General features: G+C 60.7%; 9 protein-coding genes. 8 read left to right on the top strand and 1 reads right to left on the bottom strand.

Annotation, left to right across the window (positions count from 1 at the left end; all coding sequences use genetic code 11):
- Positions 1 to 55 precede the first annotated feature (55 nt).
- The 5 genes from recC (at position 56) to BN1128_RS25745 (ending at position 11,039) form a co-directional block, all read left to right on the top strand.
- On the top strand, positions 56 to 3,481 hold the full coding sequence (recC, locus tag BN1128_RS22925; protein WP_042873240.1) for an exodeoxyribonuclease V subunit gamma: 3,426 nt from the start codon (positions 56 to 58) through the stop codon (positions 3,479 to 3,481).
- Positions 3,481 to 7,089 (top strand): exodeoxyribonuclease V subunit beta, encoded by a 3,609-nt coding sequence (gene recB / locus BN1128_RS22920; protein ID WP_042873237.1) that lies wholly within the window; start codon positions 3,481 to 3,483, stop codon positions 7,087 to 7,089. Before recC ends, recB begins: the two co-directional genes overlap by 1 nt.
- The gene (recD, locus tag BN1128_RS22915) at positions 7,086 to 9,149 is read left to right on the top strand and encodes an exodeoxyribonuclease V subunit alpha (RefSeq protein WP_042873235.1); all 2,064 of its coding nucleotides are present in this window, start codon (positions 7,086 to 7,088) and stop codon (positions 9,147 to 9,149) included. The genes recB and recD overlap by 4 nt, the downstream gene beginning before the upstream one ends.
- The gene (locus BN1128_RS25750) at positions 9,146 to 9,931 is read left to right on the top strand and encodes a hypothetical protein (protein WP_156140655.1); all 786 of its coding nucleotides are present in this window, start codon (positions 9,146 to 9,148) and stop codon (positions 9,929 to 9,931) included. Before recD ends, BN1128_RS25750 begins: the two co-directional genes overlap by 4 nt.
- A gap of 457 nt (positions 9,932 to 10,388) precedes the next feature.
- On the top strand, positions 10,389 to 11,039 hold the full coding sequence (locus BN1128_RS25745) for a hypothetical protein (protein WP_156140653.1): 651 nt from the start codon (positions 10,389 to 10,391) through the stop codon (positions 11,037 to 11,039).
- 101 nt (positions 11,040 to 11,140) lie between these two features.
- Here the strand turns inward: BN1128_RS25745 and BN1128_RS22910 are convergent, their stop codons facing one another.
- Positions 11,141 to 11,539 carry a VOC family protein gene (locus tag BN1128_RS22910; protein ID WP_042873231.1) on the bottom strand — a complete coding sequence of 133 codons (399 nt, stop codon included), beginning with the start codon at positions 11,537 to 11,539 and terminating at the stop codon, positions 11,141 to 11,143.
- 75 nt (positions 11,540 to 11,614) lie between these two features.
- Between BN1128_RS22910 and BN1128_RS22905 the strand changes: the two genes are divergently transcribed.
- From BN1128_RS22905 to BN1128_RS22895, 3 genes are all read left to right on the top strand, one after another.
- On the top strand, positions 11,615 to 12,520 hold the full coding sequence (locus BN1128_RS22905) for a helix-turn-helix transcriptional regulator (protein ID WP_209428613.1): 906 nt from the start codon (positions 11,615 to 11,617) through the stop codon (positions 12,518 to 12,520).
- Between the two features lie 202 nt (positions 12,521 to 12,722).
- Positions 12,723 to 13,724 (top strand): sensor domain-containing diguanylate cyclase, encoded by a 1,002-nt coding sequence (locus BN1128_RS22900; protein ID WP_042873227.1) that lies wholly within the window; start codon positions 12,723 to 12,725, stop codon positions 13,722 to 13,724.
- Positions 13,725 to 13,881: 157 nt separating this feature from the next.
- Positions 13,882 to 14,301 carry a hypothetical protein gene (locus tag BN1128_RS22895; protein WP_042873225.1) on the top strand — a complete coding sequence of 140 codons (420 nt, stop codon included), beginning with the start codon at positions 13,882 to 13,884 and terminating at the stop codon, positions 14,299 to 14,301.
- The last annotated feature ends 1 nt before the right edge of the window (position 14,302 follow it).

Below are 14,302 nucleotides of genomic sequence, written 5' to 3'. Positions count from 1 at the left end.
GAATGACTCACCTTTTCTCGCACCCACCCCTCATTTGAATTGGCGGGAGTCGTCCATGTTTACCCTCTACCACTCCAATCAGCTGGATCTGCTCAAGGAGCTGCTGGTGAGCCGCATCCGGCAGGCTCCTCTCTCTCACCCCTTCGATCGGGAGCAGATCCTGGTGCAGAGTCCGGGCATGGCCCAGTGGCTCAAGCTGGAGCTGGCCAAAGCCTTCGGCATCGCCGCCAATATCGACTTCCCGCTGCCCGCCAGTTTCATCTGGGATATGTTCACCCGGGTGCTGGCGGACGTGCCTTGCATAAGTCCCTACAACAAGGGATCCATGAGCTGGCAGCTGATGACCATTCTGCCTGCCTTGCTGGATCGCCCCGCCTTTGCCCCGCTCGCCGCCTATCTGGGCGGCGGAGAGGACGAGGATCCCGCCAGGGATCCCGAGCAAGTTCGGCTGTGGCAGCTCTGCCAGAAGGTAGCGGATCTCTTTGACCAGTATCTGGTCTATCGGCCGGACTGGATCGCCCGCTGGGAAGAGGGGGAAGGGCTGGGGCTCGAACTGGCCGGGGTGAGCGGTCAGGATTGGCAGCCCGAGCTGTGGCGCGAGCTGGTGGTCCGCACGTTGGCGCTCTCCCCGAGCGGCTACCACAGAGCCAACCTCTATGAGGAGTTTATCCACGAGCTGCAACGCACCTTGGATCTGCCGGGCAAGCTGCCGCAGCGGGTGTTCGTGTTCGGCATCTCGGCGCTGCCGCCGCGTTATGTGGAGGCGCTGCTGGCCCTCGGCAGTCGGCCGGAGGTGGAGGTGCACCTGTTTGTCACCAACCCCTGCCGCTACTACTGGGGCGACCTGCTCGATCGCAAGACCCTGGCGCGGCTGGAGAACAAACTCAAACCCGGCACCGATATCGAGACCTTGCAGGGCCCCGCCAACCCGCTGCTTGCCTCCATGGGCAAGCTGGGGCGCGACTACCTGCATCAGCTGATGGAGCTGGAGGTGCCGCAAATCGAGGCCTTCGTCGATATCGACGAGCTGGATGCCGAGGGCAATGTCAGCCTGCTGCGCGCCATCCAGAAGGATGTGCTGGAGCTGGCCGAGCGAGGCGCCGGTCAGTTCGATCTCGACAGCAGCCGCCACAAGAGCCCGATCGATCCAACGGATGGATCCTTGCAGATCCATGCCTGCCACGGCCCGATGCGCGAACTTGAAGTGCTGCACGACCGGCTGCTGGCGCTGTTCGAGCAGGACCCGACCCTCACCCCGAAAGACGTGGTGGTGATGATGCCGGATGTGAACAGCTACGGCCCCTACATTCAGGCGGTGTTTGGGGCGCGGGGCCAGATCCCGTTCGCGGTATCTGATCGGGCTGCGAGTCAGGAGAGCCCGCTGTTGCAAAGCTTCCTCGCCCTGCTCAGGCTGCCCAACGCCCGCTTCGGCGCAGGGGAGCTGCTGGCCATTCTCGAGGTGCCCGCCGTACTGCGCCGCTTCGAGCTGGATGACGACGAGTTCAACCAGCTGCGGGTCTGGGTGCAGGAGACCGGCATCCGCTGGGGGCTGGATGACGGCTACCCCGTCCGTTTCGATCTGCCGCCCATGTCCGGCAACAGCTGGCTGTTCGGCCTGCGGCGGATGCTGCTCGGTTTTGCCATGGGCGATGGCGAGCCGGTGGCGGGCATTTTGCCCTACGCCGACAGTATGGGGGGGCAGCAGGGGCCCTTGGCCAGCATATTGCCTTATGCAGAGATCGAAGGTCAGCAGGGATTGGCGCTCGGCAAGCTTGCCTGGTTCGTCGATTCGCTGGCCGAATTCCTGCCCCGGCTGCAACAGGCACAGCCGCTAGGAGAGTGGGTTACCTGCCTCCACGGACTGCTGGAACGCTTCTATCTGGCCGATGAGGATGAAGAGCGTCAGCTCCAGCTCATTCGCAGCCAGCTGGTCGAGTGGCAGACCCAGCTTGGCGAGTCCCGCTTCGAACAGCCCATTACCGCCGATCTGTTGCAGGACTACCTCGGCAGCGTGCTGGGGGAGTCCCGCTCCAGCCAGCGCTTCCTCGCCGGTCAGGTCAACTTCTGCACCCTGATGCCGATGCGCTCCATCCCCTTCAAGCAGGTCTGCCTGCTCGGCATGAATGACGGCGTCTACCCGCGCACATTGGCTCCCATGGGGTTCGATCTGATGGCGGTGGCGTCGCGGCGCGGGGATCGCTCCCGTCGCGATGATGACCGCTATCTCTTCCTTGAGGCGCTCTTGAGCGCCCAACAGGGGCTCTATATCAGCTATCAGGGCTTCAGCGCGCAGGACAACAGCGACAAGGTGCCGTCCGTCTTGCTGGCGGAGCTGATCGACTATGTGCGTCAGGGTTTTGTGCTGGCGGGGGATGAGGATCTCGATGACGAAACCTCCGGCAAGCGGCTGCTCAACCATCTGATGGTGGCGCACCCGCTCACCCCCTACAGCCGCAACTACTTCCATCCTGAGGCGGGTTCACGCCTCTTTACCTATGCCGCCGACTGGCTGCCCGCTCTCAATCCGGTGCGTGGCGCGGCCAACTTCCAGAGTGGCGAGCTGCCGCTGCCTTCCGAATGGGGCAAGGAGCAGGGGCTGGAGCTGGCCGAGTTGCTGCGCTTCTATCGCCAGCCCACCAAGTATTTCCTCAACCGCCGCCTCAAGGTGTGGTTTGAGCTGAACGAAGCCAACATCGAGGACAGCGAGCCGTTCGAGCTGGATGGCCTGCAACATTATCAGCTGAAAGATCTGCTGCTCGATGCCCATCTGGCAGAGGGGGACAGTCCAGAGCGGAGCGATAGTGTGAGCATACGTCGCGAGCGGTTGCAGCTCACCGGCCTGCTGCCGCAAGGCTGGTTCGGTAGCCTGCTGCTGGACGATCTGGATGCCGAAATGGGCAAGCTGGCGGATCGGCTGCGGCCATGGGTTGCTGCCAATGAGTCAGAAAAGCAGGCGGTGGAGATCGATATCTCCCTGACCCAGGGCCAGTTGCAAGGGTGGATCGACACCCAGAAGGGGCGCTTGCTGGTGGTCAAACCCGGCAGCTTCAACGGCAAGGATCTGCTGCTGGGCTGGATCCAGCACCTCTGCCTCTCATTGAGCTGCGCCCCCGGCGACACCCTGCTGTTCGACGCCAAACAGAGTCTGCGCCTGCCTGCACTCGCTGCCGACGAGGCGCGCCCCAAGCTGGCGGCGCTGGTGGCGCTCTGGGCGCAGGGGATGAAGCGGCCGCTGCCCTTCTTCCCCAACACCGCCTGGGATTGGCTCAAGGCGATCGAGAAGGATCCCGACAAACCGGAGGCGGCCGACAAGGCGGCTCTCACCCGTTTCAACGGCGGCTGGATGATCAATGGGGAAGGGCAAGACGTTTACGTCGCCCGCTGCTTCCCCGAACTCGATGACGAGGTGCTGGGGCAGTTGCAGGCGCTGGCCCGCGAACACCTGACCCCGCTGCTCAAGACCCTGGAGGAGCTGAAATAATGGCTAACCCGCTCAATACCCTGCGTTTTCCCCTCCATGGTGAACGACTGATCGAAGCCTCCGCCGGTACCGGCAAGACCTACACCATAGCCGGTCTCTACCTGCGCCTGCTGCTGGGCCACGGCCCGCTGATTGAAGAGGGCGCCGATGCAGGTCAGCCGAGCGCCCACGAGCGGCCGCTCTCGGTGACCGAGATCCTGGTGGTGACCTTTACCGAAGCGGCCACCGCCGAACTGCGCGGGCGGATCCGCGGCCGCATTCACGAGGCGCGCCTCGCCTTTATGCGTGGTGAGAGCAAGGATGTCCTGCTGACCCAGCTGCTTGAAGAGGTGGAGGATCACGAACTGGCGGCCCGTCGCCTGCTGGCCGCCGAACGGCAGATGGACGAGGCGGCTGTCTTTACCATCCACGGCTTCTGCCAGCGGATGCTCACGCAGAATGCCTTCGAGTCTGGCGCCCTCTTTGAAACCGAATTTCTCACCGATGACAGCCAGCTCAGGCTGCAGGCGGTGAGTGACTACTGGCGCGCCGAGTTCTATCCGGTGGATAAAACCCTGGCCAGTTCGGTGCGCGCTCTCTGGCCGAGCCCCGCCGCCCTGCTGCGGGAGATGAGCAGCTGGCTCGACAACAGCGAGCTGGAGATACTGCCTGCGCTGGGGGATGAGACCCTCGCCGCCCGCCATCAGGCGGCCATGGCCCGCATTGATGCGGTGAAAGATGCCTGGCTGGCGCAGGGGGACGAGATCCGCCGCCAGACCGAGGGGCAAATCAAGCTCTATACCGGCAAGAACTACGAAGGCTGGCTCGCCAAGATAAGCGACTGGGCGCAGGACGAGGCGAGCGGCTACGCGCTGCCCAAGGATCTCGAACGCTTTGGCCAGGAGACACTGGAAGCCAAGTTGAACAAGGGGAAGGCGCCACCGACCCTGCCGCTGTTCAGCGAAATCGATGCGCTGCTGGCGAGCCGCCCGGGTATTCGCGACCTTATCCTGCAACGGGCCGCCAAAGTGGTGCGTAGCCGGATGCAGGCCAGCAAGCGGCAGGCTCATCAGCTCTCGTTCGATGACCTGCTGAAAGATCTCGACGGGGCGCTCGGTTCCAGCCTTGGCGAGCGGCTGTGCGAGCGCATTCGTGCCACCTACCGGGTGGCGATGATCGATGAGTTTCAGGATACCGACCCCCAGCAGTACCGCATCTTCCACCGGCTTTACGGCGGTCACACAGACACGGCGCTCTTGATGATCGGTGACCCCAAGCAGGCTATCTACGGTTTTCGCGGCGCCGACATCTTTACCTACATTCAGGCTCGGCGAAATGTGAGCGCCCACTACACCCTGGGGCGCAACTGGCGCTCCAGCAGTGCGCTGGTGGGGGCGGTCAACGGCCTGTTCGAGCGGGCGAAAGATCCCTTTATCTACGAGGCGGATATCCCCTTCCTGCCGGTGGAGGCGCAGGGCAAAAGCAAGGCGCTGCTGCTCGATGGCGCTACCGCCCCCGTGCTCCACTGCTGGCAGCTGACCGGCCAGCCCACCTTTAATCGGGGGGATTACCAGAGCAAGATGGCGCGTGCCACCGCCGCCGAGATCCACCGCCTGCTGACGCTGGCCCGCGAGGGCAAGGCAAAGATAGGTGATCAGGCGGTGAAGGCCGGAGATATCGCCGTGCTGGTGCGCACCGGCAGCGAGGGCAAGCTGGTGCAGCAGGAGCTGGCGCGCCTCGCCATCGCCTCCGTCTATCTGTCGAACCGCGAGAGCGTGCTGGAGCAGGTGGAGGCGCGGGAGATCTTGCTGATTTTGCACGCCTGCCAGAACCCGAGCGAGGAGCGCAGCCTGCGGGCGGCGCTCGCCACCGGCCTGTTTGATCTGGACGCCAGGGCGCTCGATGGGCTGGCCAGCGACGAGCGGGCGTGGGAGAGCGCGGTGCAGGAGTTTATGGAGTACCGCAAGATCTGGCATCGCCGCGGCGTGCTGGCCATGTTGCGGGCCCTGCTGCACCGGCGCAATCTCGCCTCCTCCCTGCTGGCGAGCCCCTATGGCGAGCGGCGGCTGACCAACTTCCTCCATCTCGGTGAGCTGCTGCAACAGGTGAGCAGCGAGCTGGACGGGGAATATGCCCTGCTACGCTGGCTGGGGGAGGCGGTGAGTCGCCCCAACGGGCAAGATGCGGAGCAGGTACTGCGCCTCGAATCCGAGCGCAAGCTGGTGCAGATCGTCACCATCCACAAATCCAAGGGGCTGGAGTATCCATTGGTGTTCCTGCCCTTTATCTGCAGCCACAGAACCGCCGAGACCCCGCTCTATCACGAGGCGGATGAAGCGGGCAATCGCACCATTCTCGACCTGACCGGCGCCGACTCGTCGCTGGCCGAAGCGGACAAGGAGCGCCTCGCCGAAGACTTGCGACTGCTCTACGTGGCGCTGACCCGGGGCGTCTACGCCACCTGGCTGGGGCTGGGGCCGGTGCGGGCGGGTGCGGGCAAGTCGGAGAAGACCGACCTGCACCACACCGCCATCGGCTATCTGCTGCAAAAGGGCGAAGAGGGGGATGCCGAGACACTGGCGACCGCCCTGACCGAGCTGGCACAGGCGCTGCCCGGGGTGGCTGTCGGTGAGCCCTCGCTCACCCGTCCGGCCCCGCTGCCGCCTGAAGAGGAGCAGCTGGGCGAGCCGCAGGTGCGCCGCTTTACCGGCTCCCTGGAGCGGGATTGGTGGATCAGCTCCTACTCCGGGCTGGCGGCACAAGGAAATGGTCACAGCAAGGGCGTGCTGGCCAATCCCGGCTTCGATGACGAGGTAGTCACCGAGGCGGCCGCTCTGGCGGCAGAACAACCGGAGGAGGCGCCCCAGCCCTCCATCTTCACCTTCCCGAAAGGGGCGCGCCCCGGCACCTTGCTGCACAGCCTGTTCGAGACCATCGATTTTCAAAGCGCCGCTGGTGAGCTGCTGGCAGAGCATATCGCCAGTCTGTTGCTGCAAGACGGTTTTGACGAGAGCTGGGCACCGGTGCTGCAACAGCAGGTGGAGGCGGTGCTGGATACCCCGCTGGAAACAGGCTTTGGCGAGCCGGTGCGGCTGCGGGATCTGGCCCCCGAGCGCAAGCAGGTGGAGCTGGAGTTCTTTCTGCCCATGGGGCGGGTGACGGCACCGGCGCTGACCGCGCTCTGCCAGCAGCACGACCCGCTGTCGCGGGGCAACAAGCCGCTCAGCTTTGCCACCGTGCAGGGGATGCTCAAGGGCTTTATCGATCTGGTGTTCGAGTGGCAGGGGCGCTGGTATCTGCTCGACTACAAATCGAACCACCTCGGCATGAGCCCGGCCGATTACAGCCGTCCGGCGCTGGAGCGGGCGATGGCGGAGCACCGCTACGACCTGCAATACCAGCTCTACTCGCTGGCGCTGCACCGGCTGCTCACCCTGCGCTTGCCGGGTTACGACTTCGAGCAGCACTTTGGCGGGGTCTTCTATCTGTTCCTGCGCGGCATGCCGCAGGGGGGCATTTTCCATACCCGCCCGAGCCGTGAACTGGTGCTGGGGCTGGATCGGTTGTTTAGCGCAGGCAGTGAGCCGCCAGCAGCGGGATCCCAAGCATTGAACGAGGTAGAGGCATGAGCGACACCATGATCAGCACCGCAACCAGCACCATCATGATCGAACGGTTGAAAGCACTGGCGCTGGCAGGGCGTATCCGCCAGCTGGATCTGCAATTTGCCAAGCTGGTGGCCGACCTTGGCGGCAGCCCCGAGCTGGTGCTGGGGGCGGCGCTCACTTGCTTCGAGCTGGGGCGCGGCCATGTCTGCCTGCCGCTGGAGATGCTATCTACCGGATCCCTGCGCCCGTTCGGGCTGGATCCCTTGCAGAGCCGGGATCTGCTGCTGGATCTGGCGGATCCTGCCCGCTGGCCCGCCCTGTTTACGGCAAGCCCCTTGGTTGGCACCGAGCAGGATGACGGGCTCGCCCCGCGCTGGCCGCTGCGGTTGTGGCACGGGCGGCTCTACCTTACCCGCTACCACGACTTTGAGCTGGGGGTGGCCCACCACCTTCGAGTCTTAAGTGAAAGAGCCGAATGGCCGGAGATAGCCCCGGCCCTGTCGCGGCTGTTTGCCCGCGACTACGGGCTGGTGTTCGGGGCGCTGCTCAAAGCCCGCCTCGTCCCCGACTTCTCGGCCCGCCACTTTATCGAGAAGTATCTCGATCTGGTGTTCCCGAGCGAGGTGGATTGGCCCGCCATCGAAGGGCTGCTGGCCAGCGCCCAGGCGGCGAGCGATCTGGGCAAGCTGGATACGCTGGTGCCCGAGGCGCTCTGCTGCAACGGCCAGAAGCTGGCGGCGGCCACCGCGGCGGCGCGCCCCTTTGCGGTCATCTCCGGTGGCCCCGGCACCGGCAAGACCACGACTGTGGCCAAACTGCTCGCCATTCTGGTGGAGACCGGCCTGCAGGCAGGCAAGGCCCCGGCGATCCGGCTGGTGGCCCCCACCGGCAAGGCGGCGGCGCGCCTCACCGAGAGTATCGGCTCTGCCCTGCAGGCCCTCGATCTGCCCCCCGAGTGGGTCGAGGCGATCCCCACCGAAGCGGGCACCTTGCACCGGCTGCTCGGGGTCATTCCGGGGCGCAGCCAGTTCCGCCACCACGCGGGCAACCCGCTGCACCTCGACTTGCTGGTGGTGGATGAGGCCTCCATGGTCGACCTGCCGATGATGGCGCGTCTGCTCGATGCGCTGCCAAGCCACGCCCGCCTGATCCTGCTCGGCGACAAGGATCAGCTCGCCTCGGTGGAGGCAGGGGCCGTACTCGGCGATATCTGCAGCTTTATCGAACAGGGCATCAGCCCGGCGCAGGCGGACTGGCTCTCCCGCCAGACCGGCTACCGCCTGCAAGGCACGCCCGCGGGGGCTCCGGTGCGCGACAGCCTCTGTTTGCTGGCCAAGAGCTGGCGCTTTGATCAGCACTCCGGCATCGGCCAGCTGGCGCGCGCCTGCAACAGCGGCGATGCCGCAGCGGTGGAATCAGTCTGGGGCGCAGGATTTGCCGATATCAGCCTGCACCCCTGGGCGGGGGAGGCTTACGACGCCCTGATTGCCCTGGGGGTGGCCGGTTACGGCAGCTATCTGAAGGCGGCTCGCGCGGGGGAAGAGCCCGCCGCCGTGTTCAAGGCATTCAACAGCTTCCAGATCCTCTGCGCCCTGCGCGACGGCCCGTTCGGGGTGCTGGGGCTTAACGAGCGGCTCGAATTGGCCCTGTCACGGGCTGGCCTTATCGCCCGCGATGGCGACTGGTATGCCGGTCGCCCAGTGATGGTGGTGCGCAACGACCACGGGGTTGGCCTCTATAACGGCGATATGGGGCTCTGTCTGCCCGATGAAAGTGGTCGGTTAAAGGTATGGTTTGAGCAGCCGGACGGCACCCTGCGGGCGCTTTTGCCCAGCCGTTTGCCCCCTCATGAGACTGTCTACGCCATGACCATCCACAAATCCCAGGGCTCGGAGTTTGCCCATACAGTGCTGGTGTTGCCCGACAGCCCCAGCCCGCTGCTGACCCGCGAGCTGGTCTATACCGGCATCACCCGCGCCAAGGCCCGCCTCGATCTCTATGGCGATCGCGCCCTGCTGGCACAAGCGGTGCGGAAAAAGACCGAGCGTTATTCCGGATTGGCGGAGAGGTTAGGGGAGTGAAAGATGGGGTGGCGGTAAAGGGATTTATCGCCATTGGCTTACGATTAGCCAATAAAATACAAACATGCGGTATTTTTAGGAACGTATTACTTTTGGAAATGTTGAAAATGAGAATTTTTGGGGAAAATAAATCACCACGGTTTCGCTCTTATAATCGTCATTTATTTACATTGTTGTTAGCGAGCTTTTTGGTTCTTGGGGCATATTGGAAGTTTGGTAGCACAGATGAGCTCCCTGCTTGGATTCAGGCTGGTGGTTCTGTGTTAGCGATCATTGCATCCTCTTGGATTGCTAGTCATGACAAGGTTTCAAGACAAAAGGATAGAAGGAAAGATGTTTTAGCTGTCGCAGAAGCAGCACACCATTTCTCTAAAAAAATTAGAGGCATCATAGACTCTTCCTGTTCTAAAGAGGGAATAGTGAATATTGAGATATATAACGTCTATCACGATAGCGTGGTAAATTCCTATGCTAAAGCATTAGGAAATATACCATTTCATGAGATTGGATCATCTACTGCAGTGCAAGCCCTATTAGCTATGCAGGTTCAGTTTTCAGAGCTTCTTGGTTCATCTATAGACAAATTATTACAAGGTGTTGATAGTGATGTTGATTTTCAAAATGGAGTATCTGCATATGATCACTATCCTGAGCATCAACGTACTGAAATGACAGTAAAACTCAAGGAGGTGCACTTCAAGGTACTATCTCGTAATGTTAAGGTTCACCTTGATGTCATAGACAAGAGTTTCTTAACTTTGAAAAATGAAATGATAATATAAGTTTATTGAGGTGCTTTTAAATATGGCGGATATATTTAAAAGCACCCAGGTTAAATATATTAGTTGGATTGGTTATGACTTATCTCGTATGTTGGGCTTTGCAGTCTCACCACCAATTTACCGACAGTGTAGGTTGTGGCTGAGCCTGCGAAGCCCAACGTTTACCGCGTAATCTCTTTTTTCTCCCCCTCATCCCCGACCCTTCTCCTCCTTTTCTAATAAACGGTAGAAGGGAGGTTTGGCTCCGTGGCTATATCCCGAATTCACATGCCATTGCCAACGCCATACCCCCTATGCGGGATGATCTCTTCTCCCTTTGGGTGAGGGGGCTGGTTGCCACAATGCCCACTTCGTAAAATCGGGTAGGGTGCAATGAACGAAGTGAATTGCACCGCCCATATATATATTGCAAAATGGTGGGATACTTTTCATTTTTAATGATAAATCAGGCAGTAAAATGATAATTCATAGTTTCAAAAGTGAACAGCGAAAGAACATGCTGCTTGGGGGAAGTTTTTTATTGCTGCTTGTTCTATGGTGTTCAATCTTACTGTTCTCGCTCAGACTGTCACGTAAGACAGTTATTGCTGACACGGTTCCAGAGTTGCTCACCTATATAACTATAAGTGCGTTATTTGGATTGGTTGGTGCAATTTTCACTGCTTTTCGATGTCCCGGGCGTGACGCCTTAAAACATATCACAAAAGCCTTTGGTAGTTGCTTTTTTATGATATTTATAACGTCATGGTATGGCTATGATATGTACGTCTATTTTTATCCAGATAAAGTGGTCAGTTATGATACGGAATATAAAGTGGTTCACCCCGGACCATCCAAAGGTAAATATGGCCGTTGTGAGGCAGGCTTAAAAATAAAAGATAAGCATACAGGGTATTGGTTTAATATTTGTTACAGTGAGAATAACCTTGGTAAGGAGCAGATTCGGGATTATGGTGAGGTATGGGTGAAAACTCGGGTTAACGAGGCTGGGTCATACCTAGAGAGCTACAAGGTATATCCAGAGAAATCTTATTTTTCTATCCCCTCACCGCCAACCTCTCTCCAGCAAGTAAATAAGGGGTTAATCTCGTTCCCGCGCCCCGATTAAACTTCTCTAATCGAACCTACATGGCTGGTGATCATATTTCCGGTGCTGCTTTATCCCCTCTCCCGTTGGGAGAGGGCTAGGGTGAGGTGCCAATACAGGGGCTAGATGGTCAATTCCAGTCGATTTCCCTCAGGATCCAGAAAGGTGCTCTCGTAATAGCCGTCGCCGGTCCAGCGGGGGCCGTCCAGGTGTTTGACCTCGGCGCCCTTGAGCAGCTTGAGGCGGGCCGTCATCTGGTCCACAGCCTCCACGCTGCCGAGGGAGAAGGAGAGATGGGCCAGCCCCTGCAGCGGGTGCGGCAAACTGGGATCTGCCGGAAACAGTATGGGGCTGTGCATCAGCTCCAGGCTGGCGCCCCCCTCGAAGCGCACGAAGTAGGAGCTGAACTGTTTGGTCGGGTTGTGGTATCGCTCATTCGCCTGGCCGCCAAACAAGGAGCAGTAGAATACCTTGAGCGCCTCCAGATCCTGTGCCCAGATGGCGACGTGATGTATGTGCATGGCCTGTCTCCTGTGACTTGATGTCCTCCATGCTATGCTGGGCCTTGAATGTTCGACATGGCTGAGCCCGTCCAGATGATGTCTGAAACTGCCAATCCTGAAGTCATTGACGTCTCTCCCGACTGCCGCGAACAGATCTGCTGTGACAGCCTGTTGCCCGCCCTTGCCCAAGAGCGGGTATGGTTGGCTGGCCATTCCCGCCTGCGCAGCCACTACAGGATTGAACGTCGCTTTGAGGACGTACACTGTTTTCTGCTCACCCTGGGGGGCGAGGGGGCTGTGCGGATCGGCGATCGCCTCGAGCGACTCAAGATTGGGGAGTGGGCCCTGATCCCGGCGGGGGAACCGCTCTGCTATCAATTGCCTGAGCCGCAGCAGCCAGACAGATCGTCGTCAGAGCCGGGCGGCGACTGGGATCTGGTGTGGCTGCTGCTGCACAAGGACTCCCCCTGGGATGCCTTCGCCAGCCACCTCAGGCTGGGTTGTACCTCCCAGCAGGCCAGCTTGCTGCACACCCTGGAGAACCTCTATGCGGAGCAGGAGCGCCACCAGGATCCGCTGCTCAGTGCGTTGCTGGTAGAACAGCTCGGCTTTTATCTGCGCCGCCTGCTGCAAAAGGGGGAGGGGCAGAGTCGCGGTGAGCGGCAGGCGCTGCGTCTCGAGCTGATGCTGAAAGAATCCCTGACCGAGTGCTGGGACATAGGGCGGATGGCCGACGCCCTGCACCTCTCCGAGCGCCAGCTCTATCGTCTCTGTCAGCAGCACTTTGCATTGGCCCCCATGGCCTTGCTGCAACGGCTGCGCTTGCAACGAGCCGCCCTCTTGCTGGCCAGCGGCGGCGACTCGGTGAAACAGGTGGCCCAGTTGTGCGGCTTCAAGAATGAGTACCACTTCTCCACCGCCTTCAAACGCCAGCATGGCCTGGCTCCCAGCCATTATCGCAGCCTGCATCATCCCGGATTTAAAACCGGACAAGGGTGAGATCCTGAGCCACACTGGTTGCTACTGTTGTTGTTCATACGAACCCGATAGCGGCCGATAACCCGGTTAACCAGAGGTAGGTCGTGCGCCGGCAGGCAGATATTGGGTTGCGCTTCATGGTTGTCGTCTCTTCGTTGTCGTTTTCCACTCATCAGGTTTGAATCCCCCGCCTCGGCGGGGCTAGAGGGCAAGGATGGTCTCTATGCTGCAAGACAGTGACACGATCAGGATCTCGGACGTCAGTGAAGCCGTGGTGCACGGCATTCTGGAGGTGGTGAGCGACGGGATCTGGGACTGGAACGCCAACACGGGTTTCGTCTATCGCAACCCCGGCTGGTATCAGATGCTGGGCTACGAGCCCCACTCCCTTGGCAACAACGTCTTCACCTGGGAGAGCGTGATCCACCCGGATGACATGGATCGGGTGATGGCCTGCTTCGATGCCTATCTGAGTGGCGCGGCAGCCGACTATCGGGTCGAGTATCGTTGCCGCAGCCGGGAGGGGCTCTTCATCTGGATCGAGGATTGTGGTCGCGTCATAGCCCGCAATCCGGATGGCTCTCTGGCCCGCATGATAGGCGCCCATCGCAACATACATGCCCAGAAGCTCTTGTATGAGCAGCTGGAATCGCGCAACCAGTCGCTGGAGCAGCAGATCGCCGAGCGTACCGCCGAGCTGGTGCGGCTCAACGGGGTATTGCAGCAGAAGGCGGAGGAGAACCGCCAGCTGGCGGAGACGGATGCCCTGACCGGGGCCGCCAGCCGCTATCGGCTGGAGCGGGTCATCAAGCAGGAGTGCGAGCGCTCCAGGCGCTTTCATCAGTCCTTCTCCGTCATCGCCATGGATGTGGATGACTTCAAGCAGATCAATGACAACTACGGTCACAGCGCCGGGGATCAGACTCTGGTCAACATAGTGGCGCTGGTGCGGACGCACATTCGTGAGATTGACCTCATAGCGCGCTGGGGCGGCGACGAGTTCATGGTGGTGCTGCCCAATACCGGTCTGGCCGATGGCAGGCTGGTTGCCGACAAGCTGAGAGAGCTGATCGTGCAGTCGCGGGTCTGTGAACAGCTCGACATCACCCTGAGTTTCGGGCTGGCCGAATACCTGCCGGACGAGCCCATGAGCCAGCTGATGGTGCGGGTGGATAGAGCGCTCTATCAGGCCAAACTGGCGGGCAAGAACCAGATCTGCGAATAGTCGGATCCGCGGCGGCCATCGGGCTGCCCCCGGCCTGCCAGCAGTCTGATTTTTCTCTTTTCCCCCCCGAATGCGTATTGACCGATCGATTGCCTTGACTCCGCCTGAGGGCACTGGTCTGATGCGCGCTCTTTAATCCCCCATGAGACATTAATCGATGAAAAAGCGCATCCTGATTGCCCTGACTGCACTGCCCCTGTTCGCCCACGCCGGCCTGATGGATTCCCTGACCGATACAGTGACCAGCAGCGTTACCAGCAGTGCCAAAGAGATGGCCGGTACCGCCATGGACAGCGCCTCCAGCGAAGCGATCAAGAAGGCACTGGATATCAAGGAAGGCGGCTCCAACAAGCAGGCCATCAAGGACAAGCTGGGCGCCCCGGCCAGCACCAAGACCGAAGCCGGTCTGGAAGTGTGGACCTATGACCTGAGCGCCCTGAACAAGGTATCTCCCATGCTGGCAGAGACCTCCAAGACCCTGTTCAAGGATGCCGAAGCCGCTCAGAAGAGCGTCGTCATCAAGTTTGAAGGCGAAACCGTCAAGACTCTGAACCTGGCCGACAAAGCCAAGGCTTGAG

Source organism: Aeromonas piscicola (assembly GCF_000820005.1).
Taxonomy (GTDB): domain Bacteria; phylum Pseudomonadota; class Gammaproteobacteria; order Enterobacterales; family Aeromonadaceae; genus Aeromonas; species Aeromonas piscicola.
Note: the sequence above shows the minus strand (reverse complement) of the source record. Positions and strands in the feature narration are given on the sequence as shown.